This window comes from Micromonospora sp. HM134 (assembly GCF_007833915.1).
GTDB classification, from domain to species: Bacteria; Actinomycetota; Actinomycetes; order Mycobacteriales; family Micromonosporaceae; genus Micromonospora; species Micromonospora wenchangensis.
The window spans coordinates 1,620,249-1,645,447 of sequence record NZ_CP041061.1 but is presented as its reverse complement, the minus strand read 5'-3'; the positions used below and the strand labels follow the sequence as shown (position 1 = coordinate 1,645,447).

General features: G+C 73.3%; 20 protein-coding genes and 1 pseudogene. 8 read left to right on the top strand and 13 right to left on the bottom strand.

All coding sequences use genetic code 11. The annotated features are described in order from the left end of the window. Positions 1 to 5 precede the first annotated feature (5 nt). Positions 6 to 824 (bottom strand): SAM-dependent methyltransferase, encoded by an 819-nt coding sequence (locus tag FJK98_RS07645; RefSeq protein WP_145918399.1) that lies wholly within the window; start codon positions 822 to 824, stop codon positions 6 to 8. 279 nt (positions 825 to 1,103) lie between these two features. Further along, the gene (gene pcaF / locus FJK98_RS07640; protein ID WP_145918398.1) at positions 1,104 to 2,309 is read right to left on the bottom strand and encodes a 3-oxoadipyl-CoA thiolase; all 1,206 of its coding nucleotides are present in this window, start codon (positions 2,307 to 2,309) and stop codon (positions 1,104 to 1,106) included. A 158-nt stretch (positions 2,310 to 2,467) separates the two neighbouring features. Between pcaF and FJK98_RS07635 the strand changes: the two genes are divergently transcribed. The 4 genes from FJK98_RS07635 (at position 2,468) to FJK98_RS07620 (ending at position 6,816) form a co-directional block, all read left to right on the top strand. Further along, on the top strand, positions 2,468 to 3,433 hold the full coding sequence (locus FJK98_RS07635) for a glutathione S-transferase family protein (protein WP_145918397.1): 966 nt from the start codon (positions 2,468 to 2,470) through the stop codon (positions 3,431 to 3,433). Continuing rightward, positions 3,426 to 4,127, top strand: a complete 702-nt coding sequence (locus FJK98_RS07630; protein WP_145918396.1) for a DUF998 domain-containing protein — start codon at positions 3,426 to 3,428, stop codon at positions 4,125 to 4,127. Before FJK98_RS07635 ends, FJK98_RS07630 begins: the two co-directional genes overlap by 8 nt. Before the next feature lie 206 nt (positions 4,128 to 4,333). Next, positions 4,334 to 5,614 carry a dicarboxylate/amino acid:cation symporter gene (locus FJK98_RS07625; RefSeq protein WP_205789491.1) on the top strand — a complete coding sequence of 427 codons (1,281 nt, stop codon included), beginning with the start codon at positions 4,334 to 4,336 and terminating at the stop codon, positions 5,612 to 5,614. 134 nt (positions 5,615 to 5,748) lie between these two features. Next, on the top strand, positions 5,749 to 6,816 hold the full coding sequence (locus FJK98_RS07620) for an NADH:flavin oxidoreductase/NADH oxidase (RefSeq protein WP_145918394.1): 1,068 nt from the start codon (positions 5,749 to 5,751) through the stop codon (positions 6,814 to 6,816). Positions 6,817 to 6,959: 143 nt separating this feature from the next. Here the strand turns inward: FJK98_RS07620 and FJK98_RS07615 are convergent, their stop codons facing one another. Beyond that, positions 6,960 to 10,532, bottom strand: coding sequence for an ATP-binding cassette domain-containing protein (locus tag FJK98_RS07615; RefSeq protein ID WP_145918393.1), 3,573 nt, complete (start codon positions 10,530 to 10,532; stop codon positions 6,960 to 6,962). Positions 10,533 to 10,908: 376 nt separating this feature from the next. After that, positions 10,909 to 11,748, bottom strand: coding sequence for a DUF4081 domain-containing GNAT family N-acetyltransferase (locus tag FJK98_RS07610; protein WP_145918392.1), 840 nt, complete (start codon positions 11,746 to 11,748; stop codon positions 10,909 to 10,911). Between the two features lie 129 nt (positions 11,749 to 11,877). Between FJK98_RS07610 and FJK98_RS07605 the strand changes: the two genes are divergently transcribed. Beyond that, complete coding sequence (locus tag FJK98_RS07605) at positions 11,878 to 12,456, top strand: PadR family transcriptional regulator (protein WP_145918391.1); 579 nt, start codon at positions 11,878 to 11,880, stop codon at positions 12,454 to 12,456. A gap of 163 nt (positions 12,457 to 12,619) precedes the next feature. Here FJK98_RS07605 and ispG read toward each other — a convergent pair whose 3' ends face one another. From ispG to FJK98_RS07575, 6 genes are all read right to left on the bottom strand, one after another. Continuing rightward, the gene (gene ispG, locus FJK98_RS07600) at positions 12,620 to 13,792 is read right to left on the bottom strand and encodes a flavodoxin-dependent (E)-4-hydroxy-3-methylbut-2-enyl-diphosphate synthase (protein ID WP_088645534.1); all 1,173 of its coding nucleotides are present in this window, start codon (positions 13,790 to 13,792) and stop codon (positions 12,620 to 12,622) included. 9 nt (positions 13,793 to 13,801) lie between these two features. Further along, positions 13,802 to 15,043, bottom strand: a complete 1,242-nt coding sequence (locus tag FJK98_RS07595) for an RIP metalloprotease (protein WP_145918390.1) — start codon at positions 15,041 to 15,043, stop codon at positions 13,802 to 13,804. Then, positions 15,043 to 16,254 (bottom strand): 1-deoxy-D-xylulose-5-phosphate reductoisomerase, encoded by a 1,212-nt coding sequence (gene dxr / locus FJK98_RS07590; protein ID WP_145918389.1) that lies wholly within the window; start codon positions 16,252 to 16,254, stop codon positions 15,043 to 15,045. The genes FJK98_RS07595 and dxr overlap by 1 nt, the downstream gene beginning before the upstream one ends. A 43-nt stretch (positions 16,255 to 16,297) precedes the next feature. After that, positions 16,298 to 17,017, bottom strand: a complete 720-nt coding sequence (locus tag FJK98_RS07585) for a Uma2 family endonuclease (protein WP_145918388.1) — start codon at positions 17,015 to 17,017, stop codon at positions 16,298 to 16,300. Between the two features lie 302 nt (positions 17,018 to 17,319). Continuing rightward, positions 17,320 to 17,529, bottom strand: a complete 210-nt coding sequence (locus FJK98_RS07580) for a DUF397 domain-containing protein (RefSeq protein WP_145918387.1) — start codon at positions 17,527 to 17,529, stop codon at positions 17,320 to 17,322. After that, positions 17,520 to 18,326, bottom strand: coding sequence for a helix-turn-helix transcriptional regulator (locus tag FJK98_RS07575; RefSeq protein WP_240762669.1), 807 nt, complete (start codon positions 18,324 to 18,326; stop codon positions 17,520 to 17,522). The genes FJK98_RS07580 and FJK98_RS07575 overlap by 10 nt, the downstream gene beginning before the upstream one ends. Before the next feature lie 198 nt (positions 18,327 to 18,524). Between FJK98_RS07575 and FJK98_RS07570 the strand changes: the two genes are divergently transcribed. Together FJK98_RS07570 and FJK98_RS34770 are read left to right on the top strand one after the other, a co-directional pair. Then, the gene (locus FJK98_RS07570; RefSeq protein ID WP_145918386.1) at positions 18,525 to 18,785 is read left to right on the top strand and encodes a hypothetical protein; all 261 of its coding nucleotides are present in this window, start codon (positions 18,525 to 18,527) and stop codon (positions 18,783 to 18,785) included. 257 nt (positions 18,786 to 19,042) lie between these two features. After that, positions 19,043 to 19,207: a hypothetical protein gene (locus FJK98_RS34770; RefSeq protein ID WP_370517013.1), complete on the top strand. Its 165-nt coding sequence runs from the start codon at positions 19,043 to 19,045 to the stop codon at positions 19,205 to 19,207. A gap of 185 nt (positions 19,208 to 19,392) precedes the next feature. Here the strand turns inward: FJK98_RS34770 and FJK98_RS07560 are convergent, their stop codons facing one another. Both FJK98_RS07560 and FJK98_RS07555 read right to left on the bottom strand, forming a co-directional pair. Continuing rightward, positions 19,393 to 20,952, bottom strand: a complete 1,560-nt coding sequence (locus FJK98_RS07560) for a polysaccharide lyase family 1 protein (protein ID WP_145918385.1) — start codon at positions 20,950 to 20,952, stop codon at positions 19,393 to 19,395. Between the two features lie 337 nt (positions 20,953 to 21,289). Continuing rightward, positions 21,290 to 21,859: a GNAT family N-acetyltransferase gene (locus tag FJK98_RS07555; protein ID WP_145918384.1), complete on the bottom strand. Its 570-nt coding sequence runs from the start codon at positions 21,857 to 21,859 to the stop codon at positions 21,290 to 21,292. A 51-nt stretch (positions 21,860 to 21,910) separates the two neighbouring features. On the opposite strand from FJK98_RS07555, the pseudogene FJK98_RS33900 reads away from it, so the two are divergent. Beyond that, positions 21,911 to 22,744 (top strand): annotated as a pseudogene (locus tag FJK98_RS33900) (YhjD/YihY/BrkB family envelope integrity protein); the annotation flags it as partial. Here the strand turns inward: FJK98_RS33900 and FJK98_RS07545 are convergent. Continuing rightward, positions 22,693 to 25,041: an MMPL family transporter gene (locus FJK98_RS07545; RefSeq protein WP_145918383.1), complete on the bottom strand. Its 2,349-nt coding sequence runs from the start codon at positions 25,039 to 25,041 to the stop codon at positions 22,693 to 22,695. The pseudogene FJK98_RS33900 and the gene FJK98_RS07545 sit on opposite strands and share 52 nt — an antisense overlap. Positions 25,042 to 25,199: the final 158 nt, after the last annotated feature.

Here is a 25,199-nt window from a genome sequence, read left to right as displayed (position 1 = left end):
TCGGCTCAGCCGGCGGGACGGTCGTACCGGGCGACGCCGCCGAACGCCCCGAACCGCTCGGGGTGGTCGTCCACGTCGGACGGGGAGTCGGGCCGCCACAGCGGCATGTGCACCACACCCGGCGCAAGCAGCGTCCAGTCGCCGAAGAAGCCGGTGATCTCGGCGCGGGACCGCAGGGTGATCTCGGTGTCGGTGCGAGCCGAGAGCCGCTGCGCGTCGAGCATCTCCTGGGGCTGGTCCTCGAAGGTGGAGTGGGAGATGACCAGGAAGCTGCCGGGTGCGGCGGCGGCCCGCAGGGTGGCGAGGATGTCGGCCGGGCGGTCGGCGTCGGGGACGAAGTGCACCACCCCGGCGAGCAGGATGCCCAGCGGACGGTCGAAGTCGATCAGGCCGCTGGACCGGGCCTCGTCCAGGATCAGCTTCGGCTCGCGCAGGTCGGCGTGCACGGCGACGGCCCGGTCGTTGCCGGTGAGCAGCTCGCGGCTGTGCGCCACGGCGACCGGGTCGATGTCGACGTAGACGATCCGGGCCTGCGGGTCGGCGGCCTGGGCGACCTCGTGGACGTTGCCGACGGTGGGGATGCCCGAGCCGATGTCGAGGAACTGGTCGATGCCGGCGTCGAGCAGCGCCCGGACCGCCCGGCGCAGGAACTCCCGGCCGGAGCGCATGGTGGCCGCGAGGTTCGGGGTCATGCTGGCGATCTGCTCGGCGAGCCGCCGGTCGATCTCGAAGTTGTGCGCGCCGCCGAGGAAGTAGTCGTAGACCCGGGCGGCGCTGGGCCGGCTCAGGTCGATCTCAGCGGGAAGTCCGTCCGGCGTCTGCATCTCTGCCTGGCCCCCAGTTCGTCGCCGCGGTGCGGGAGGGCACCGGTGTCGACGGCGTGCGCGGGCACGCGGAGCCGCACCGGCCGACCCGCGGATCGTGTGGTGCTGACCACTCTAGGCCCGTCCGCCCAGGTACGGGAGATCAGCCGAGCCCGATCTGTGCCCGGACCGGCAGGTCGGACGTGCCGGACGGGCCCTGGTCACGCTGAGCGCCCACCCGCGCACCGCAGGCCACCGCGGCGCGTCCTCGGGTGGCTGCCGGCGCAGCGGCCGGCCGGTTCAGTCGACGGCCTCCAGCATCAGCGAGATGCCCTGCCCCACGCCGACGCACATGGTCGCCAGGGCCCGCCGGCCGCCCCGGCGGCGCAGTTCCAGGGCGGCGGTCAACGCCAGCCGGGCCCCGCTGGCCCCGAGCGGATGCCCCAGGGCGATCGCCCCGCCGTTCGGGTTGACGTGCTCGGCGTCCTCCGGCAGGCCCAACTCCCGCAGCACCGCGATCCCCTGCGCGGCGAACGCCTCGTTCAGCTCGACCACGTCGACGTCGGCGAGGGCGACCCCGAGCCGGTCGAGCAGCCGGCGGGTGGCCGGCACCGGCCCGATCCCCATGATCCGGGGTGGCACGCCGGCCGCCGCCGCGCCGCTGACCCGGGCGAGCGGGCTCAGGCCGTACCGGGCCACCGCCGCCTCGGACGCCACCAGCAGGGCCACCGCGCCGTCGTTGACGCCGGAGGAGTTGCCGGCGGTGACGGTGCCGCCGGCCCGGAACGGGGTGGGCAGCGCGGCCAGCTTCGCAAGCGACGTCTCCCGGGGATGCTCGTCGACCTCGACCAGCTTCGTCTCGCGGCGGCCCGCCGGCACGGTCACCGGCACGATCTCCTCGGCGAACCGGCCGTCGGCCTGCGCCTTGGCGGCCCGCTGCTGGGAACGCAGCGCGAACTCGTCCTGCGAGCGCCGGTCGACGCCGAACTCGGCGGCCACGTTCTCGGCCGTCTCCGGCATCGAGTCGATGCCCCACCCCGCCTCCATCAGCGGGTTGACCAGCCGCCAGCCGAGAGTGGTGTCGTACACCTCGGCGGCCCTCGAATACGGCGTGGCGGCCTTCGGCATGACGAACGGGGCCCGGCTCATGCTCTCGACACCACCGGCGAGCACCAGGTCGGCCTCCCCGGCCACCACGGCACGGGCGGCGGTGGCCAGCGCGTCCAGGCCGGAGCCGCAGAGCCGGTTGACGGTACTGCCCGGCACCTCCTGCGGCAGGCCGGCCAGCAGCGCCGCCATCCGGGCCACGTTGCGGTTGTCCTCACCGGCCTGGTTGGCGCAGCCCAGCACCACGTCGTCGACCCGGGCCCAGTCCACCGCCGGGTGCCGGGCGACCAGTTCCCGCAGCACGTGGGCGGCCAGGTCGTCGGGGCGCACCCCGGCGAGGGCGCCGGCGTAGCGGCCGATCGGGGTACGGACTCCGGACACGAGGTAGGCCACGCTCATCGACGCACGTCCTTCGGGGGTGGGAAGGGGCTGGCGGTCCCGGCGTCACCCGGGTCACGGGGGGACGCCCGCCGTCAGGATATCCGCGCCCGTGCCGCACGTTCCCCGGCCGGGTCGCACACCCGGTCGGGCGGGCGTGGGCCGGATAGGTTGGCGGTATGACCCGGGCCCAGTTCAGCGCAGAGACCTCCGGCGGCGGGGCGTTCGTCCGCCAGCCCAACCGGTTCACCGGCCGGGTCACCCCGCACTCCACCTCGCCCGAGGGCGGCGGGCCGGACGACCAGGGGCGCTGGCCGCTGGAGGCCGGCCGGTACCGGCTGATCTGGTGCCGGGCCTGCCCGTGGGCGCACCGGGCCATGATCGTACGTGGCCTGCTCGGCCTGGACGGGGTGATCTCGCTGGGCACGGTCGACCCGGTCCGCGACGAACGCGGCTGGCGGTTCGCCCTCGACCCGGACGGCTTCGACCCGGCGCTGGGCATCGGTTTCCTCTCCGAGGCGTACCTGGCCACCGACGCCGACTACACGGGCCGGGTGACCGTGCCCGCGCTGGTGGACACGCTGACCGGCCGGGTGGTCACCAACGACTACCCGCGGCTCACCCTCGACCTCTCCACCGAGTGGCGACGCCTGCACGCCCCGGACGCCCCCGACCTCTACCCGGTCGCGCTGCGTCCGGAGCTGGACGCGCTGATGGCCGAGCTCCACACCGACGTCAACAACGGCGTGTACCGGTGCGGCTTCGCCACCTCCCAGCAGGCGTACGACGAGGCGTACGCGGCGCTGTTCGCCCGGCTCGACACGTTGTCGCAGCGGCTGGCCGGGCAGCGGTACCTGATGGGTGACGCGATCACCGAGGCGGACGTACGGCTGTTCACCACCCTGGTCCGCTTCGACGTGGCGTACCACGGGCACTTCAAGTGCAACCGGCAGAAGCTGACCGAGATGCCGGTGCTCTGGGCGTACGCCCGGGACCTGTTCCAGACCCCGGGCTTCGGCGGGACGGTGGACTTCGACCACATCAAGCGGCACTACTACGCCACCCACCGCGAGATCAATCCCACCGGGGTGGTGCCGGCGGGCCCCGACACCTCCGGCTGGCTCACCCCGCACGACCGTGCCTGACGCCGCCCGCGCGCTCGCCGGCTGGGTCGCCGCCGGCTGCGTACTGCTCGGCGCGGTCGCGGTGACCGTCGCCGTCGGGGCCGGTCCGGGTGGCCCCTGGCGCGGGTACGTCAGCGAGGCGGGGGTCAGCGACAGCGCCTTCGCCTCGACGTACCGGATGGGGGTGTTCGCCCTGGCGGCGGCGCTGCTGTCGCTGGCCGCGGCGCTGCCGGTGACGCTGCGGCTCGCGGCCGGTCTGCTGCTGACCGGCGCGGCCGGCACCGTGCTCTCCGGCGCGGTGACGTGCAGCGCCGGGTGCCCGCTGCCGCCGTTCGAGGCGGCGACGCCGGCCGACCTGGTGCACGCCGGGGCGAGCATCGTGGCGGCCGGGGTGACCGTGCTGGCGATGCTGGTGGTCGGGTTCCTCCGGCCGGCGACGCCCGGGCTGCGCCGGGTGGCCCGGGTCGCCGGGGTGGTGGCGTTGCCGGTGGCCGGGGCGGTCGCGCTGGGTCTGTTGACGGTGGGCCGGGGCGACCTGGTGGCCGGGCTGGAACGGGTGCTGCTGGTGGTCTGCGCCGGCTGGGGCCTGTGCACCGCGCTGCTGCTGGCCCGGCACCGGCCGGCCGCTCCCGGACCGCACGACCGGGTCGTGCCCCGCACGCGTGAGCACGTCGAACGTGACGAACGGGTCACCGGGTCGACAACCTCCGTGTAAGGAGCCTCACCCCGATCGCTCCTTCCAGCTGGCGGTCGGCCGGGAGTAGCGTCGACAGGCGATGACCAATGTCTGGCACCTCACCGTGCGCCTGTACGTCGATCTCCGACGCCAGGCCAGTGGAGTCTGTCCGGCGCAGCCGCGCTCCTGACGCCGCCCGCCGACCGACCCCTACCGACCTTGGACGCATCCTGATGGCTTCCACCCTGCGCAAGTTCCCCTTCTCCGCCCAGATCCTGCTCGGCCTCGTGCTCGGCGTGGCGCTGGGCTTCCTCGCCCGCGAGGGCGACCTGAGCTGGCTGGCCGGCACCCTCGACACCGTCGGCGGGCTCTTCGTCCAGCTGCTCAAGCTGGCCGTCCCACCGCTGGTCTTCACCGCGATCGTGGTCAGCGTGGTCAGCCTGCGCGGGGTGGCCAACGCCGCCCGGCTGGCGCTGAAGACGCTGCTCTGGTTCGGCGTCACCGCGCTGATCGCGGTGAGCCTCGGCCTCGGCATCGGCCTGCTCACCGACCCGGGCCGGGGGGTGAGCCTGGACGTCGGCGGTGCCACCGCGCCGAAGACCACCGGTTCGTGGACGGACTTCCTCACCGGCATCGTGCCGACCAACCCGGTCGGCGCGTTCGTCGAGGGCAACGTGCTCCAGATCGTCTTCCTCGCCCTGGTGGTCGGGGCCGCCGCGCTGCTGGTCGGCGCAGCCGCCGAACCGTTCGTCGAGGTCAACCGCGCGGTGCTGGCCATCGTGCAGAAGGCGTTGTGGTGGGTGATCCGGCTCGCCCCGATCGGCACCCTCGGGTTGATCGGTCACGCCGTCGCCTCGTACGGCTGGGACCTGCTGGCTCCGCTGGCGAAGTTCACCACCGCCGTCTACGTCGGCTGCGCCGTCGTCCTGTTCGTGGTCTACCCGCTGCTGCTGGTCACCGCCGGCCGGCTCAACCCGCTGCGCTTCTTCGCCGGTGCCTGGCCGGCGATCGAACTGGCGTTCGTCTCCCGTTCCTCGGTGGGCACCATGCCGGTGACCCAGCGCTCCGTCGAGCGGCTCGGCGTCCCCCGCGAGTACGCCTCCTTCGCGGTGCCGTTCGGCGCCACCACCAAGATGGACGGCTGCGCCGCGATCTTCGTGGCGCAGGTCTTCGGGGTGGACCTCGGCGTCGGCGACTACCTGCTGATCGCCTTCGTCTCGGTGGTCGGTTCGGCCGCCACCGCCGGCCTGACCGGTGCCATCGTCATGCTGACCCTGACCCTGAGCACGTTGGGCCTGCCGCTGGCCGGCGCCGGCCTGCTGCTGGCGATCGACCCGATCCTGGACATGATCCGCACCGCCACCAACGTGGCCGGGCAGGCCGTCGTGCCGACCATCGTGGCGGCCCGCGAGGGCATCCTGGACCGCGACGCCTACGCCAACGCCGGCCGGCGCGACCTGACCGACGCCGACGAGACCACCGACCGGCCAGCCCGCACCGACGACCTGACGCCGGCACCCGCCTGACGCCGACGGGATGCGGTCCCGCTCGCGGCAGCCACCGGGACCGCATCCCGGCCGGGTTCCTTCCCGTCGACGCCACCCGCCCCGCCCCTGACCCGTCCTTCGCCGCCATCCGCCCGTACCGGAGGATCACTCGCATGAGTGCCCTGTTCACCCCGCTCGCCCTGCGCGGCGTCACCCTGCCCAACCGGATCGCCCTCGCGCCGATGTGCCAGTACAGCGCCGGCCCGGACGGGCTGCCCACCGACTGGCACCGGGTGCACCTCGGCTCCCGGGCCGTCGGCGGTGCCGGCCTGGTCGTCACCGAGGCCACCGCGGTCGTCCCCGAGGGACGGATCAGCCCCCAGGACACCGGCATCTGGTCCGACGCGCACGTCGACGCGTGGCGGCCGGTCACCGCGTTCGTCGCCGGCCAGGGGGCGGTGCCCGCCGTGCAGCTCGCCCACGCCGGGTTCAAGGCCAGCACCTACCGGCCGTGGGCGTCCGGGCGCGGCGGGGTGCCCGACGCAGAGGGCGGCTGGACGCCCGTCGGCCCCGGAGCCGAGCCGTTCCTGCCCGACTACCGGCAGCCGGCCGCGTTGGACTCCGCCGGGATCACCGGGGTGGTGTCCGCGTTCGCCACCGCCGCCGGCCGGGCCCTCGACGCCGGCTTCGCGGCCGTGGAGATCCACGCCGCGCACGGTTATCTGCTGCACGAGTTCCTGTCCCCGCTGACCAACCACCGCACCGACGGCTACGGCGGCGACCGGGCCGCCCGGATGCGGCTCACCCTGGAGGTGGCCCGCGCGGTCCGCGCCGCCGTCGGCGAGCAGGTGCCGGTACTCACCCGGATCTCCGCCACCGACTGGGTCGACGGCGGCTGGACGGTCGACGACAGCGTCGCCCTCGCCGCCGAGCTGGCCGCGACCGGCGTCGACCTGGTGGACGCCTCCTCCGGCGGGGCGTCGACCGGGGCGGCCATCCCGGTCGGGCCCGGCTACCAGGTGCCGCTGGCCGCGCGGATCCGCCGCGAGGCGGGCGTGCCGACGGGCGCGGTCGGCCTGATCGTCGAACCGGAGCAGGCCGAGCAGATCGTCGCGGCCGGTGAGGCCGACCTGGTGCTGCTCGGCCGGGAGCTGCTCCGCGACCCGTACTGGCCGCGCCGGGCCGCCGCGAAGCTCGGTGCCACCCCCGACTGGCCCGACCAGTACGCCCGCGCCTTCTGACCGGCCGGCCTGCGGCGACCGCTGTGGGGAGAGTTGTTGTCGCTCCAGCGACAACAACTCTCCCCGATCCCGCCCGACCCGGCGCGTCCCCCATGCCGCCCGGCCCGGCGCGAGGCGGCGGGAGCGGGGCGTGGGGGGCCTGGTCAGCCGGCCAGGTGACCCCAGTCGTCCTCCAGTTCCCGCCACCCGCCCTGGGCGGCGACCGTGCCGTCGACCAGCACCACCACGTGGTCGGCGCGGACCAGCGCCGCCCGTTTCGAGGTGGAGCCGACCACGGTCACCCCGTGCTCCCGCAACGCCGCCCAGAGCGCCAGCTCGGTGGTGACGTCCAGCGCGGAGGAGACGTCGTCGGCGACCAGCAGTTCGGTACGCGGGGCGAGCGCCCGGGCCAGCGCCAGCCGCTGCAACTGCCCGCCGGACAGCCGGGTGCCCTTGTGCCCGATCAGCAGCCCCAGCCCGCCGCCGCCCGCCAGGTCGTGCTCCAGCTGGGCGGTGGTCACCGCCCCGGCGGCGTCCACGTCGTGCCCGAGGGCGATGTTGTCGGCGACCGTGCCGGAGAGCACCCGGGGCAGCTGACCGACGTAGCCGACCTGCTGGGGGCGCAGGAACAGCTCCGGCTCGGTCACCGGCTCGCCGTTCCAGCGCAGCTCGCCGACGTGGTGCACGATCCCGGCCAGCGCCCGCAGCAGCGAGGACTTGCCGGAGCCGACCGGCCCCACCACCAGCACCAGTTGCCCCCGGTCGACGGTCAGGTCGACGTCCCGCACGGCGAGGGTGCCGTCGGAGTGCAGCGCCCCGAAGCCGACCAGTTCGAGGCGACGCAGCGGCCGGCGCGGCGGCGGCTCCGGCGCGGGGGCGGTGCCGGCGGCGAGGTCCACCCCCGGCACCTCCGCCGAGTACGCCCCGATCCCGGCCATCGCCGCCGTCCGCCGGGTCCACACCCGCGCCGACGGGTACTGCGAGACCAGGGACGCGGTGGTCCAGGCGAACCAGCGGGCCGCCCCGAGGGTGGAGACGGCGACCAGGGTGGCACCGGCGGAGAGCCCGCCGGCCAGGTAGAGCGCCCACGCCGCGATCGGCAGCAGACCGCTGGCCACCGAGGGGGTGGAGCGGGCCCACACCTGCGCGGCGATCTCCCGCCGCTGCCTGTCGCTGCGCACCAGGTCCAACGCGGAGAGGTGGTCGAGCACCGGCCGGGTCGCCCCGGCGAGCTTGACCGTCCGGGCCGCCGACAGCGAGGAGACCAGCGCGGTGGCGAAGGCGGCGCGGGCGGCCACCGTGTCCCGGGCGGAGCGTTCCAACCGGGGGCCGAACAGGGTGGCGGCGAGCCCGGACACGGCCATCGTGCCCAGGAAGAACAGCGCCGGCACGAGGCTGCCCGTGATCAGCGTCATGGTCACCATCGTCACCAGGGCGATGAACTGGTCCATCAGGTTGTCGGCGAGCTGCACGACCCGTTCGGTGTCCCCGCTCTGCGCCACCACCTCGGCCGGGGTGTGCCGGCTGGTGCGGCGCGGGCCGGTCTGACCGTGCACCAGCCGCAGGCTCATCCGCAGCATCTGCCGTACCCACCACTGGGGGAACCGCAGGTTCGTCCAGTAGGGCAGCGGCAGCACCACCACCAGCGCGGCGGCGATGCCGAGCGCCGGCAGCCACGGGTCGCCGCCGTCGACGACGTCCGCCCACAGCCAGGGCAGCACCGTGCCGTCGAGGCCGAGCACGGTGATCACCATGAACAGCGCGACCGACAGCAGGCCGAGGCGCGGGTCGTTCAGGCCCAGGCGCAGGATCTCCCGCATGGTCCGCGCGGGCGGCAGCGGTGGCAGCGGCGGCGGGTCCCCCTTCGGTACGGCCACCGCCGCCCGCCCGGTCGTCCCGCTCCCCTCAACGGCGACGGCCCGACCCGACCCGGCGACGCCCGGCTTGTCGACGGCCGCCCCGGCCGGGGGTGTCGCGGCGGCGTCCGGCCAGGCGGTGGCCGGCCCGTCGAGCAGGTCCACGCCGCCCCGGCTGCCGGACCGGCCCGCACCGACCGGGGTGTACGCGGCGGCGTGGCTGGTGGCGAGCAGCTCGGCGAAACGGGCCGAGGACCGCAGCGGGCCGGCCTCCAGGACCGCCCCGTCGGCCATCACCACCACCTCGTCGCAGCGCCGCACCGACGACAGCCGGTGCGCGATGATGATGCCGATCCGGTCGGTGAGCAGGCGTTCGGTCGCCTCGCGTACCCGGGTCTCGGTGACCGGGTCCAACCGTGCGGTGGCCTCGTCGAGGATCACCACGTGCGGGTCCCGCACCAGGATGCGGGCGAACGCCACCAGCTGTTCCTGGCCGGCGGAGAGCACGTGGCCGCCCTCGCCCAGCCGGGTGCGGATGCCGTCGGGCAGCTCCGCGACCCACCCGGTGAGCCCCAGCTCGGCCAGCGCCCGGGGCGCGTCGTCGAGCAGGTCCGGGTCGAACAGGGCGACGTTCTCGGCGAGGGTGCCGGCGAGGATCTCGGTACGCTGCGGCACCACCGCGACCCACCGGCGCAGCTCCTCGACGTCCAGGTCACACAGGTCGGTGTCGCCGAGCAGCACGGTCCCGCGCGGCACCTCGACCGCCCGGGTGAGCACCTTGGCCAGCGTCGACTTGCCTGACCCGGTCCGCCCCACCAGCGCGTACGACCGGCCCCGGACGAAGCTGAGCCGGACGTCGCGCAGCGCGGGCGCCCGCTCGTCCTCGCCGGTGGCCGGGTAGCGGAAGGTGAGCCCGCGCAGGGTCAGGTCGCCTTCGGTGGGGGTGACCCCGCCGGAGGGTTCCTGCCGGGCGTCGGAGAGCAGCAGGACCCGGGCCCAGGCGCCGAGCGCGTACTGCAGGTGCGGCACCCAGCGGGCGAGGTGTTCGACGGTCGCGCCGAAGCTCAACGCGAGCAGCCAGATCGCGGTCAACCGGGCCCCGTCGACCCGGCCGGTGGTCAACGCCCAGGCCCCGGCGAGCACCACCCCGGCGATCCCGACCCGGATGGTGCCGGCGGCGAAGGCGGTGACCCGCGCCGACATCAGGAAGACCCGGCGGCAGCGGGACAGCACCTCGGCGGCCCGCCGGGCGTACAACCGCAGCACGTACGGCTGGGCGAGACTGGTACGGACGTCGTCCTGGCCGTGCACCGCCTCCTCCATCACCGCGGCCAGGTCCGACCATGCCTCCTCCTCGGACATCCGGGCCGGGGCGATGGCGGCGGTGGGACGGCGCAGCAGCACGACGAGCAGCGCGGTGAGCAGCAGCATCGCCACCCCGGCCGGCCACCAGACGAACAGCGCGCTGACCGTGGCGAGCAGGCAGAGCACCAACCCCTGGACCAGCCGTACGCCGGTGTTCCGCAGCTCGGAGGCGACCTGGTAGACGTCGTTGTCGATCCGGTCGAGCAGTTCGCCGACCGGGGTGCCCTCCAGGGTGGGCAGATCCTGCCCGAGGGCGACCCGGCAGAGCCGGCGACGCACGTCGGCGGACCAGTCGGCGGTGATGCCCGCCATCAGCAGCGCGATCACCAACTCGCCGAAGACGGCGACGACCAGCGCGACGACCAGGGCGGCGAACCACCCGGGCGAGCGGTGCACCAGCACCGGGCCGGCGACCGCCGAGGCGGCGGCCTGACCGGCGGCACCGAGGACGACGAGGACGATCACGACCGTCACGCGGCGCGGCGCGGACGCCCAGAGATCACGGAGCAGGCGCATGGAGATTCCCTCCGGGACTCGGGGTGGCGGTACCCCACAGCCTGACCCCCCGCCCCCCTCCCCTCAACGCATTTACCACCACCCCCCACCCAACTCCCCCACCCTGTCCCCCTCCCGCCCCCGCCCGCCCTACCCCCGCCCCTCCCGTCCCGGCCCCACTCCGCCCTGCCCGGCCCCGGTGATCAAGAGGTTTACGTCAAGGTTGATCTTCAATCTGCCCCGAACCTCTTGATCAACTGACTCAAACCTCTTGATCACCGGTGCGAGGCGGCCACCGACGGGCAGGGCGCGGCGACCGGCGGGGCGGGGCGGGGGCGGCCGTGGCGGGGCGGGGGCGAGTGGGTGGGGCGCCGGGGTGGCGGGAGTGCCGGAGCGGTCAGAAGAGGATGGTGGCGAGGGTGCCTACGCGGTGGAAGCCGCAGCGTTCGTAGACCCGGCGGGCGGGGCGGTTGAAGTCGTTGACGTAGAGGCTGACCGTGGGGGCGACCCGGAGCAGCGCGTCGCGGACGACGGCGGCCATCGCGGCGCTGGCGATCCCGCGTCCGCGCCACGAGGGGGCCACCCAGACGCCCTGGATCTGGGCGGTCCGGCGGGTCACCACCGCGAGTTCGGCCTTGAACACGACCTCCCCGTCGACCATGCGGGCGTACGCCCGGCCGGCGCGGACCAGGTCCTCGACCCGTCGGCGGTAGGCCCGACCGCCGTCGTCGGCCAGCGGTGAGACGCCGACCTCCTCGGCGTACATGGCGACCGCGGCGGGGAAGAGCCGGTGCACCTCGTCGGGGCGGACCCGGCGTACCTCGGGGTCGACCGGGATGCGGGGCGGGGCGTCGGTGGCGAGCAGCGGCTGGTTGGGGCGGATGTCGCGGGCCGGCCCCCAGTGGTCGGCGAGCCGGTCCCAGAGGCCGAGTACCGCGTCGGCCCGTCCGACGATGGAGGAGCAGAGCCGTTCCTCGGCGGAGAGTTGCTCGGCGAAGGCGGCGACGGCGGAGTCGGTGGCGAGGATCGGGGTGAGGTTGCCGCCGAGCCAGCAGATCGACTCCAGGTTGCGGCGGGTGCCGTAGCCGAGGATGCGGCCTTCGGCCCGCCACCAGGCCAGGCCCCGGGCGGATACCCGCTCGGCGACCTGCGCGCCCGCGAACGGGTCGAGGTCGAGCAGCCGCTCGACGGCGCGCCGCTCCGACTCTCCCAGTTGGCGTACCGGCACCGTCAGCACGCTTACCAGCCTGCCAGATCCGGGCGGTGGTTCGCCGGGCGACCGGCACAGCCGCCAGAGGACTTGTCGCCAACACATTGCCGATATATCGTTGATGCATCAGCGACAGCACAACGAAGGGACGACACGATGGGATTCCACCGTCGGATCCACGCACTACAGGAGGCCCGACAGCGCGGCTTCGGCTTCCCGCCCGTACCACCCGGCCCGCACGGGCACGGGGGTTGGGGCGGTGGCCGGGGTGGGCGCGGGCGGGGCCGGGGACGCCGGCCCAACGTCCGGGCCGCCGTGCTGGCCCTGCTCACCGAGCGGCCGATGCACGGCTACGAGATGATCCAGGAGATCGACTCCCGCACCGGCGGGGCCTGGCGACCCAGCCCGGGGTCGATCTACCCGACCCTGCAACTGCTGGAGGACGAGGGCGTCATCGCCGCCAGCACCGATCCGGCCGGCGGCGGGCGCAAGCGGTTCGACCTGACCGACGCCGGGCGGGAGGAGGCCACCACGGCCGCGCAGACCCCGCCCTGGGCCGACTTCGCCGAGGACACCGTCAACAGCTGGCACGACATCCGCGACGCGGGCGCGCAGGCCATGCACGCGCTGCGCCAGGTGATGATGACCGGCACCGACGACCAGCGGGAACGCGCCGCCCAGGTGCTCGACGAGACCCGCCGCAAGCTGTACGCGATCCTCGCCGAATCCGAGTGACCACCGGGCACGCCCCGGTATCCCGACGACCCTCGTGGTCCGGGTCCGGCACGGCGGACCCGCGCCGGCCGGCCCGGACCACGACGACCCGGCGACGGTCACCCCCGTACGAGAAAAAGGGCGGCCCTCCCCACCGGGAGGGCCGCCCTTTTCCGACGGTGGATCAGTGCACGGTGACGGTGGGGCCGGGGACCAGGTCGCGCAGTTCCTCGGGGATCTCCGCGCCCATCTCGTCGGCGATCCGCAGCGCCTCCTCGATCAGCGTCTCGACGATCCGCCCCTCGGGGACGGTCTTGACGACCTGCCCCTTGACGAAGATCTGCCCCTTGCCGTTGCCGGAGGCGACCCCGAGGTCGGCCTCGCGGGCCTCACCCGGCCCGTTCACCACGCAGCCCATCACGGCGACCCGCAGCGGGACGGGCAGCCCCTCCAGGCCGGCGGTGACCTCCTCGGCCAGCTTGTAGACGTCCACCTGGGCCCGCCCGCAGGACGGGCAGGAGACGATCTCCAGGCCGCGCTCGCGCAGGCCCAGCGACTCCAGGATCTGGTTGCCGACCTTGATCTCCTCGACCGGCGGGGCGGACAGCGACACCCGGATCGTGTCGCCGATCCCCTCGGCCAGCAGCGCCCCGAAGGCGACCGCCGACTTGATGGTGCCCTGGAACGCCGGCCCGGCCTCGGTCACCCCGAGGTGCAGCGGGTAGTCGCACTGCTCGGCGAGCTGCCGGTACGCCCGGATCATCACCACCGGGTCGTTGTGCTTGACCGAGATCTTGATGTCCCGGAAGCCGTGCTCCTCGAACAGCGAGCACTCCCACAGCGCCGACTCGACAAGCGCCTCGGCGGTGGCTTTGCCGTACTTGGTGAGCAGCCGCTTGTCCAGCGACCCGGCGTTGACGCCGATCCGGATCGGCGTGCCGGCGGCGGAGGCCGCTGCCGCGATCTCCCTGACCTTGTCGTCGAACTGGCGGATGTTGCCCGGGTTGACCCGGACGGCGGCGCAGCCGGCGTCGATCGCGGCGAAGACGTACTTCGGCTGGAAGTGGATGTCGGCGATCACCGGGATCTGCGACTTCTTCGCGATCGCCGGCAGCGCCTCCACGTCGTCCTGGCTGGGCACGGCGACCCGGACGATCTGGCAGCCGGACGCGGTCAGCTCGGCGATCTGCTGGAGGGTGGCGTTGACGTCGGAGGTGAGGGTGGTGGTCATCGACTGCACCGAGACCGGAGCGCCGCCACCGACCGGCACCGAACCGACCATGATCTGGCGGCTGGCCCGGCGTGGGGCGAGCGGCGGGGGCGGTACGGCGGGCATACCGAGACTGACAGCGGTCACTTCAGGCACTCACCTTGTGAAGAGCGTGATGGGGTTGACGATGTCCGCGGTGGCGGTGAGCAGCGTGAACGCGCCACCGATGAGGATCACCGCGTACGTGATGGGCATCAGCTTGAGGTAGTCGACCCGGCCCGGGTCGCGCCGGCCGATCCGGGCGTAGAGCCAGGAGCGGGCCCGTTCGAACCAGGCGATGGCGATGTGGCCGCCGTCCAGGGGCAGCAGCGGCAGCAGGTTGAACACGCCGACGAAGAAGTTCAGCGAGATGAACAGCAGGACCAGCAGCTGCCAGACGCCGTTCTCCAGTGCCTCGCCGCCGAGCCGGCTCGCGCCGACGACGCTGATCGGGGTGTCCTTGTCCCGTTCGCCGCCGGTTACGGCCGTCCACAGGGCGGGCACCTTGTCGGGGATGCGCTTGAGCGCCTCGTAGGTGCCGACGGCCAGGTCCTTGGTGTAGCCGGCGGTGGCCGGGATGGCCTCGACGGGGCCGTAGGTGACGTTCGCCGGGACGCCGGGCGGGAGCATCGGGCCGGCGACGCCGAGGGCGGAGACGGTGACCGGGGCGCCGTTCGGGTCGTCGAGCGGCTTGCGCTGCACGGCGGCGAGGTCGGCCCGGACCTGGCCGGCGACCCCGTCGCGCTCGTAGCTGATCGTCGCCGGCTGGCCCGGGGGCAGCTCACGGACGGTCTTGACCAGCGCGGCGTAGTCGGGGACGGCGATGCCGTTCACCGCGACGATCTTGTCGTCGTCGCGCAGCCCGGCCTGCTTGGCGGGGCTGACCGGGTCACCCGGGGCGCACTCGCGGACCGCGTCGGTGGGGATGACGCACTCGACGATCTTGACGTGCGCCGGGAGCGGGTTGGGCAGGTCCTTGTTGGGCAGGCCCATGAACATGGCGGCGAGCCAGATCGCGATGACGGCCAGCGCGAAGTGGGTGACCGAGCCGGCGGACATCACGATCGTCCGCTTCCAGACCGGGTAGCGCCACATGGCCCGCTGCTCGTCGCCCGGCTCGACGTCGTCGTCCTGCGGCGTCATCCCGACGATCTTGCAGAAGCCGCCGAGCGGGATGGCCTTGAGGCCGTACTCCGTCTCGCCGCGCCGGAACGACCAGATGGTCGGCCCGAAGCCGACGAAGTACCGGGTGACCTTCATGCCGAACGCCTTGGCGGTCAACATGTGACCGGCCTCGTGCAGGCTCACCGAGATGAGGATCGCCAGGGCGATCACCACCACCCCGAGCAGATAGAGCATCAGGCTTCCTTCCCCGACCCCGAGATGATCTCCTGCGCGTGCGCGCGCGCCCACGATTCGGCGGCGAGCACGTCCTCGACGGTACCTGGTTCACCGAAATCGGGGGCCTCCTCCAACACCCGCCCGAGGGTGTCGACGATGCCGAGGAACGGCAGCCGTCCGGCGACGAACGCCGCCACACACTCCTCGTTGGCCGCGTTGTAGACCGCCGGGCGGCAGCGGCCCGCCATGCCGGCCGCCTTGGCCAGCGCCACCGCCGGGAACGCCTCGTCGTCGAGCGGGGCGAACTCCCAGGTGTGGGCGGTGGTCCAGTCGACGGCGGTGGCGGCGTCGGGCACCCGGTCGGGCCAGCCGAGGCCGAGCGCGATGGGCAGCCGCATGTCCGGCGGGCTCGCCTGGGCCAGGGTGGAGCCGTCGACGAACTCGACCATCGAGTGGATCACCGACTGCGGGTGCACCATCACGGTGATGTCGGCGTAGGGCACGTCGAACAGCTCATGCGCCTCGATCACCTCCAGCGCCTTGTTGACCATGGTGGCCGAGTTGATCGTGACGACCGGTCCCATGTTCCACGTCGGGTGGGCGAGCGCCTGCTCCGGGGTGACAGCGGTCAGCTCGTCGCGCCGCCGCCCCCGGAACGGCCCACCGCTGGCCGTGACGACCAGCCGCCGCACCTCACCCCGGGTGCCGCCGCGCAGGCACTGGGCCAGCGCCGAATGCTCCGAGTCGACCGGCACGATCTGCCCCGGCCGCGTCACCGCGGCCCTGACCAGCGGGCCGCCGGCCACCAACGACTCCTTGTTGGCCAAAGCGAGGGTACGACCAGCGCGCAGCGCGGCCAGCGTCGGCGCGAGCCCGAGCGACCCGACCACCCCGTTGAGGACCACGTCGCAGGGCCACTGCGCCAGCTCCGTCATGGCGTCCGGCCCGGCGATGATCTTCGGTAGCTTGAATTCCCCGGTGGCCCAGCCGCGCCGGCTCGCCTCGGCATAGAAGGCGAGCTGGAGGTCCTGCGCGGCGGACGCCTTCGCCACCCCGACCGCGTCCACGCCCAGTTCGAGGGCCTGTCGGGCGAGCAGTTCGACGTTGCCGCCGCCGGCACCGAGCCCCACCACCCGGAACCGGTCGGGGTTGCGCCTGACGATGTCGATCGCCTGGGTGCCGATCGAACCGGTGGAGCCGAGCAGGACTAGGTCGCGGGGAGTTGTCACGCGGCCATTCTGCCCCGTACGCGCTGTGCGCCGGCTGGGAGCCTCACCCCTCGACGTCGCCCTCCGCGCCCGACCCCTGCCCCAGCGGTTCCGCCTCCTCGACCGGTGCCTCCTCGCCCAGCAGGTCGGCCGGATCGATACTGAACGCGAAGGGCTGCCGCATGACGAACGTCGTCCCGGCGGCAGCCGCCGCGACCGGCCGGTACTCCCCGTCGGTCAACTCGAAGAGCGCGATGGTGGGCACCCGGTTACGCAGGTCGACGCGGAGGAAGAACGGGACACCGGCGGCGGCGTACTCACGGGGCCGGTCGATCACGTCCTTACGCCTGTTACCCGGGGAGACGACCTCACCAAGCAGCACGGCGTGGCCGATGTCCATCGTCGTCCGCCCGCCACCGGGAACGTCGAGGATCACGATGTCCGGAATGAAGAGGTCGGCACCGGAAACGATGTTGGCCTCGGCGTACAGCCACAGTTTTTCCCGGCGGGCCGCCTGCTTGAGCAGGTAGGCCAGATCCAACTCGGCGTTCTGATGGTCGTATCCGGCATGTGGGGTCACGATCACGCTTCCGCTCAGGACTTCAACCTTGGGACCGTTGGTCTCCGGCAACAGGTCGAGGGCGAGCTGGGCGGTCCACGGCTCGTCGTGCCAGCGCAGCACGTCGAACGACGGCCCGGTCGGCCGGTCGACCGACCCGGTCGACGGGGACGTCGGGTCGGGCGACTGCGGTGCCGGCTCGGGCGCGAATGCGGCCTGGGCCATCCGGGCTCACCCCCTCAGCGGAACATCCTGCTGGTCCCAGCCTAATCGCCGCAGCCCCCGGAGCCGCCCGTCGCACCGCCAGTGCGTCTCCCTACACCTGCCCGCCCGCGTTGATCAAAACGACGGGGCCGATGTGGGGGTGTCCGGGCAGCGTGGACGCCCCCACATCGGCCCAACTGAGTCGATCACCACGTCGGGGCGGGCGCGGCGGGCCTCGTCGCGGTGACGGGTGACCACCCCGGCGTCGGTGCGCCGCGACACCGCCGAGCCGCCGACGGTGGGCGCTTCGGCAGCGGTACGGCTCAGGTGCGGGCGGAGTTCAGGTCACCCGAGCGGGTCGCGGCGACGAAGCCGGCCCAGGCGGCGGGGGCGAAGGTCAACACCGGGCCGCCCCGGTCCTTGCTGTCCCGCACCCCGACCACCTGCGGCAGATTCGTCGCCACCTCCACACAGGTGGAGCCACCGTTGTCGCTGCGGGTCGACTTGCGCCAGACTGCGCCGCTCAAGTCCATGACTTCGCCAACTCCCGTATGAGATCCCGGGACGCCCTGCGTGGCAGTGCTTCGCCGCGAAGGCTCTCCCATCTGCGCTGAAGGCTATCAACGTCATCCGGCCGGTCCGTGATGTGAGCGCGCAGCGCGCTGTCCAGATGCGCCACCTCTCCGCCGTCGGGCACGCGGACCAGGATGAACGGGCCGGCCAGCCCGGCGTGCATCCCCGCATCCGCCGGCACCACGTGCAGGCTGATGTGCGAGTGCTCGGTCAGCCGCAACAGATGCTCGAACTGCTCGACCATCACCGCGGGCTCACCGATCGCCCGGCGCAACACCGTTTCGTCGATCACTGCCACCACCTCAGGCGGGTGCTCCCGGGTCAGCACGGTCTGCCGTTCCATTCGGGAGGAGACACGCTGCTCGACCTCACTCTCCCGGAGCATTCCACCGCCGTGCAGCACCGCGCGGGCGTACGCCTCGGTTTGCAGGAGGCCGGGGATGAGGGACGGCTCGAACCAGCGGATCAAGGTCGCCTCCCGCTCCACGCTGATCCACTCGCGCAGCCACGGGGGTGCGGAGTCGGCGCGGACCAGGGCGAGCAGCCGCTCGAAGAGGCCGCCGGCCTCCAGGGCGGCGTCCGCGCGGGTGATGAAGTCCTGCGACGGCGTCCGGTGGCCGATCTCCACCATGCCCACCAGCGACGACGAGTAGCTGATCTGCTGGGCCAGATCCTCCTGGCTCAGCCCGCGTTCCCTGCGCGCCCGGCGCAACTCCGCGCCGAGGAATTCCAGGGTCGACATCGGTCCGCCGGTCATCACACCTCCACCACACGTCTGCCACTCGCTGCCAGCGCCGGCCACCTGCCCGGACCCGGTCGGCACAACCGACGCTGAGGTCCCGCGCCACCTTCCGACAGTAGTCGCGTCCACAGCAGAGTGTGAACAGGCGGCAGGTCGCTGGTGGCCCCGGCAAGGCGTCCGGGGCGCGGCAGCGCAGGCGGAAGGAATAGGCGGATGAGGAAGCGCGACAGGCCCGTACCGACAACGCCCCGGCACCGGCGGGACTGGTCCCGGTGGGGCCGGTACTGCACCTGCGGGCTGCGCTGGCCGTGCCCGGACCGGCTGGCCGGCGTACCGCTGCGGGAACCGCCACCACCCCCGTTGCCCGCGCCCCGACACCCCCGGTGGAACGGCCCCACCGCCGTCTACTGGGTGGGCGCGGCGGGCCTGGTCACCCGGGGTCAGGCCCGCCGGGCGAACGGCCGCCACCGGTGACCCCGCCGGAGCACCGCGCGCGGCAAAGGCGACCGACAGCCACCCCACTGGCGGACGACGCGCAACGAAGGCAATCGGCGGCGACTCCGCTGACGGACGACACGCGGCAGGGGCGACCGGCAGCGGTACGGCCGGACGGTGCCGGACGGCACGTCGCCGCCCGGCCGGCCTGGCGGTGCCGGGCCTGCGCCGCCCCGTGGCCCTGCCAGCCGGCCAAGCTGAGCCTCCGCCGGGAGTACGCCCACGACCGGCCGGCGTTGGCGATCCACCTGTGCCTGCTCATGCACGACGCGATCACCGATGCGCTGCGGGTCGGCACCGGCACGGTCGACCCGGCCGCCTACTTCGCCCGCTTCCTCGCCTGGACCCGCCACGACCGGCCACCGCCCGGGGCGTCGCCCGCGACCTCGGGAGAGGGTTGATCATCACAACGGGGCCGATGTGGGGGTGTCCACGCCGATCGGACACCCCTACATCAGCCCCATTGAGTTGATCACCGCTTCGACGGGCCCGGCTCGGACCCACCACGGCCGGGGAAGGCGGTCAGCGACCCGGGGACGGCTGGAGGAAGGCGATCACCGCCCGGGACCGGCCCCGGGGACGACGGTCAGGCGTAGGTCTCGAACTCGGCGACCTTCGGGGTGGCAGCAGAGCTGTTGATCCGGAAGGTGACCTTCTTCAGCGAGGTCCGGGCGAAGGTGATCACGCCGGCCCGGCTGCCGGAGGCCAGCACCGCGCCGGTGTCCCCGTTGAGGACCTGCCAGGAGGTGACGCTGCCGGCCGACCCGGACGCCTCCCGGATGTTGATCGAGGAGATGCTGGTCGCGGAGCCCCACTTGATCGAGATGTCACCGGTCGACCCGGCGGGCGACCAGAAGGTGCTCAGGTTGCCGTCCCGCACGTCGCCGTAGCTCGTACCGCTGGCCTTGCTGGAGCCGTCGGAGCCGGCGCCGATGCTGAGGTTGGTCCCGCCGGGGGTGCTGGTGGGCGGCGGGGTGGTCGGGGCCGGCGTGGTCGGCGCGGGCGTGGTCGGGGCCGGGGTGGTCGGGTTCGGGGTGGTCGGTGTGCAACTCCCGGTGGACTCCTTGAGGCCGGTGTTCGCGCCCGCCGTCTGCCGGACGATGTCCGGCACGCAGCTCGCCCCGTCGAGGCGGTACGAGTACGGGATGCTGACGCTGGTGTTCGACGGCATGTTCGGGCCGGCGGGGTTGGTCTCGCTGCCGGGCGAGGACCAGGTCACGTTGTCCAGGATGTTGCCGCTGGCCTGCCAATAGCCGGCCTCGCTGGTGTAGAAGGTGCCCAGCACGTCCCGGGAGTTCTTGAAGTAGTTGTTCTCCACCTTGGCCCGCGCGCCGGCCCGCGAGTTGATTCCCGACTCGTTCAACTGCACGTACGAGTTGTTGTAGATGTGCGCGATCCCGCCCCGCAGCAGCGGCGTACGGGAGTCGATGTTCTGGTAGAGGTTGTGGTGGAAGGTGACGAAGCCGTTGCCCCGGTCGCTCTCGCTGGAGCCGATCAGGCCGCCCCGGCCGGAGTTGCGCAGGATGCTGTACGACAGGGTCACGTACTGGACGTCGTCCTTCATGTCGAACAGCCCGTCGTAGCCCTCCGACTCGCCACCCGACGCCTCCAGCGTGACGTGGTCGACCCAGACGTTGCGCACGCTGCTCTCCATGCCGATGGCGTCGCCGCCGTTGGAGATGGGCGAGCCCGACTTCTTGACGTTCCGGACGGTCACGTTCTGGATGATGATGTTGCGGGAGTCGCGGAGGTGGATGCCGAGCTGGTCGAAGACCGCCCCGCTGCCGACCCCGACGATCGTGACGTTGCTGATCTCCTTCAGCTCGATCTTGTCGGCGGCGGTGTTGCAGCTGCCGCCGGAGACCTTCGTGGTGTTGCCGTGGTTGATCGTGCCCTGCACCTCGATGACGATCGGGGTGCTGCTGCTGGCCCGGTTGCACAGCGCCGCGTGGATCGCGGTGCCCGTGCTGGCCCGTACGGTCTGCCCGCCCGCGCCGCCGGTGGTGCCGCCGTTCTGGGTGGCGTAGCCGCTGGCGCTGCCGGCCGCCGCCGACGCCTGGTACACCGGCAGGGCCACGCAGATCGCGGCACCGACGGCGCCCGTGGCCAGCCCCGCCTGGACTCGTCGTGCGACTGGTCGTCTCATCCTCGCGTCACCTTTCTCATTACCTGGTGGTGGTGCCGCTGCCGGGTGGTGTGGTGCCCGGCCGGACGGCGGTGATGATGGTGATCCTGTTGGACCTCTGCGCACCGGGGACGGGCCGGGCGTTCGCGGCCGTCAGGCGGAGTCGCCGGTCGGCCAGGGGTGCCTGCGCCGGTGTGCCGGATCGACCCGCTCGCCGTGCTGCCGCGCACGGCGAACTGGCGCCTCCGGCGGTGGTGGAACTCACCGGGGCACCCGCACTGAGCATCTGGAAAGCGCTTTCCACAAGCGAGAATAGGGCGGCGTCTATCGATACCGCAAGATGTCGTCCGGATTGCGGCTAATGACCGCCTGGTGCACCCGGCGGCAGCGCCCGGCGGACGAAGGTCTCCAACTCCTCGCCGCCGTACCAGTCGGTGCGGCGGCCCAGGTGTTCCATGCCGAGCCGGCGGGCCACCGCCATCGACGCCACGTTGCCGGGGGCCACCACCGCGTACACCTGCGGGGTGCCGGTGGTGAGTTCCCGGTCGACCAGGGCGCGGGCCGCCTCGGTGGCGTAACCGTGGCCCCACGAGTCGGGGTGCAGGTGCCAGCCCACCTCGATGTCGTCGGTGGGCACGCGCCCGTCCCGGCCGGGCAGCGGCTTGAGCAGGATCGTGCCGGCCACCAGGCCGGTTCCGCGCACCTGCACGGCCCAGGTGCCGTACCGGTCGCCGTGGGCGGCGTGCCGGGCACGCCAGAGCGCCAGCCGGCCGGCCGCCTGCCCCGGCTCGGTCAACGGCAGGCCGGGGGCCGCGCCCAGCCAGCGCACCACCTCGTTGCGGGAGTAGAGGTCGAAGATCCGGGCCAGGTCGGCCGGCGAGTCGGTCCAGTTCCGCAGGATCAGCCGGGCGGTGGTGAGCACGGTCATGACGCGGGATCGTAATGCGTGCCGCAGGAGGATCGGGGGAAGAACATCGCGATGGGCGACGCATGGCAGCGTACGAAGCGGATCACCAGCGCCGCGTTCCGGCCGGTACGGGGACGGGACCTCTCCCTGCACGCCGCCGCGATCACCTTCTACGGGGCGATCGCCGTGGTGCCGGTGGCCCTGCTGGCGATCTGGCTGACCTCGCTGGTGGCCGGCGCCGACCGGGTGCGCCAGCTCACCGCGTACGCCGTGGAGACGCTGCCGGACGCGATCGGTGCCCCCGAGGCGGTGGACGCGCTGGTCAACGCCGGGGTGCAGTTGACCCCGCTACTGGCGCTGGCCTCCCTGCTGCCCGCCTCGCTCTACGGTGAGGGGCTGCGCCGGGCGTTCGTCTCGGTGGCCACCGCACCCAACCCGGACGAGTCACTGGTGGGCTGGCGGGGGCGGTTGCTGTTGCTGCCGCTGCTCGCCCCCGCCCCGGCCCTGCTGCTGTCGATCCTCATCGCGCTGCCCACCACCACCCGGCTGATCCGGCAGGGCGGCTGGGTCGCCGCCCTGGGCATCGTGCTGTCGTTCCTGGCGGTGTGGCTGGTGCTCACCCCGGTGCTGATGTGGGTGTTCCGGGTGGTCGGGCCGGCCTCACCGGACTGGCTGTCGACGTTGGCGGTCGGCTCGTTCACCGCCGCCAACCTCTCCGGCTTCCTGCACGGCTTCGTGCTGTTCTGTTCGCTCCCACTGGATCTCGGGGTGCCGTTCGGCGGTTTCGACCCGGTCGGGGCCGGCGTCGCGGTGCTGCTCTGGCTCTACCTGTTCCACGTGATCGTGCTGGCCGGCTACTCGGCCACCCTCGCGTTGTCCCGCTGGCGGGCCCGCCGCGCCGCCGCCTCCGGGTCGGCGTCCGGTTCCGACGCCGTCGGGACGTCCCGGTCCGCGACGGCGAACCACCCCGCGGCGTCCGACCCGGCCGTCGGGACCACCCCGGAGGCCGGGACCGCCGGCTCCGACACCGCGGGCCCCGACCCGTCGGGGGTCGGCGACGCCGCCGGCTCGTCGGTCTCGCGCAGGCCGTAGCGGGCCCAGAACCGGGCCAGGGGTGCCGGGGCCCACCAGTTCCACCGGCCCAACAGCCGCATGGTGGCCGGCACGAGCAGCGCCCGGACCAGGGTCGCGTCCACCACGATCGCCACGATCATGCCGACGCCGATCAGCTTGATGTAGGCCATCCCGCCGGTGGTGAAGCCGGCCACCACGATGATCAGCAACAGCGCGGCGGCGGTGATGATCCGACCGGTGCGTTGCAGGCCGGCGGCGACCGAGGCGGTGTTGTCGCCGGTGCGGTCCCACTCCTCGCGGACCCGGCTGAGCAGGAACACCTCGTAGTCGGTGGCCAGCCCGAACAGCACCGCGAGCATGAGGATGAGGTTGCTCGGCTCGATGAACCCGGTGGAGGTGAAACCGAGCAGGCCGGACAGGTGCCCGTCCTGGAAGATCCAGACCACCACGCCGAACGACGCGCCGATCGACAGCAGGTTCATCAGCACCGCCTTGACCGGCAGCACCACCGAGCCGAAGGCGAGAAAGAGCAGCAGCAGGGTCGCGCCGGCCATCAGCAGGGCCATCCACGGCAGCCGGTCGCCGAGGCTGTCCAGCAGGTCGACGTCGGCGGCGGGCCGCCCGCCGACCAGCACCTGCGCCCCGTCCGGGCCGGGCAGGTCGCGCAGCGCCCGCACCACGTCCCGGGCGGCGTCGCCGGTCGGCTCCCCCGGGTAGCTCACCGACAGCAGGGTGGACTCCCCCTTCGCCGCCGTGACCTGCACCCCGGTCACCCCGGGCACCGCCGCGATCCGGTCGGCGAACGGGCGTACCGCATCGGCCGGCGCGCCGGAGACCAGCACCTCGACCGGGGCGATCGTGCCGCCGGGGAACTCGGCGGCGATCCGCTCGGAAACCACCCGGGGCGCGGCGTCCGCCGGCAGCACCCGCTCGTCGACCCCGCCGAAGGTGATCCGCGCGAACGGGGTGGCCAGCACGCCGAGCAGCACCGCGACCCCCACCAGGTACAACGCCGGCCGGCGCATCACGCTGCGCGCGATCCGGGCCCAGGCGCCGCCGGGCTCACCCGCCGCCCGCCGCGCACCCCGCGACCCCCGCCGCCACGGCAGCGGTACGCGCACCGCGTCCACCCGGTGGCCGAGCACCACCAGCAGGGCCGGCAGCACGGTGAGCGCGGCCAGCATGGCGATCAGCACGGCGGCCATCCCGCCGAAGCCCATCGACCGCAGGAACGGCTGCGGGAAGATCAGCAGGCTGGCCATGGCGAGCGCGACGGTCAGCCCGGAGACGAAGACCGTCCGGCCGGCGGTGAGCATGGTGCGGCGGATCGCCTCGGCGGTGGACCGGCCGGCGGCCAGTTCCTCCCGGAACCGGCTGACGATGAACAGCGCGTAGTCGACCGCCATCCCGAGGCCGATCAGGGTGATCACGTTGATCGCGAAGATCGACACGTCGGTGACCAGGTTGACCAGGCGTACCGCGAGGAACGCGCCGAGGATGGCCAGCCCGCCGACGAGCAGCGGGGTGCCGGCGGCGACCAGCCCACCGAAGATCAACACGAGCAGCACCAGCAGCACCGGCATCGACAGCAACTCGGCCCGGGTGACATCCTCGGTGCTCTGGGTGGTGGCCGCCTCCTGGAACGCCACCAGCCCGCCGACGTCGGTGCGCAGACCGGGCGCGTCCAGCGCGGGACGCAGCGCCGCGAACTGCGCCGAGCGGGCGTCCTCGTCGCCGCCGGTGAGCTTGACCAGCGCGTAGGTGGCCCGGTGGTCGGTGGCGACCAGCGCGGGCGCGGGCGCATCGTACCAGGTGGTCACCTCGGCCACCTCGGCGCGCTGACGCAGCCCGGCCACCGTGAAGGTGACCGGGTCACGGAACTGCGGGTCCTCGACGGTGACGGTGTCGCTGGACCACAGGACGATCACGTCGGCACCCTGCCGGCCGAGTTCGGCGGTGACCCGCTGCACGGTCCGGCTGGACTCGCTCGACGGGTCGTCGAAGCCACCCCCGCTCAGCTCGCCGAACACCCCGGTGCCCCAGGTCGCCCCGACGGCGATCAGCACCCCGGCGACGGCCAGCACCGCCCACCGGGCGCGCACCACCACCCGCCCCCACCAGGCGAACATCGGCCTCTCCCCTCGTCGACCCGCCGACCCGCCGTCACCCGCACCCGGGCCGCCCACCGGGACCGCCCCTCAGCGATCGACGTCCACTATCGCAACAACCGTTCACGTTCGACGGGCCGGCCCGGCCTCTCCCCGGTTGCCGGATCGGGAGGGGCACC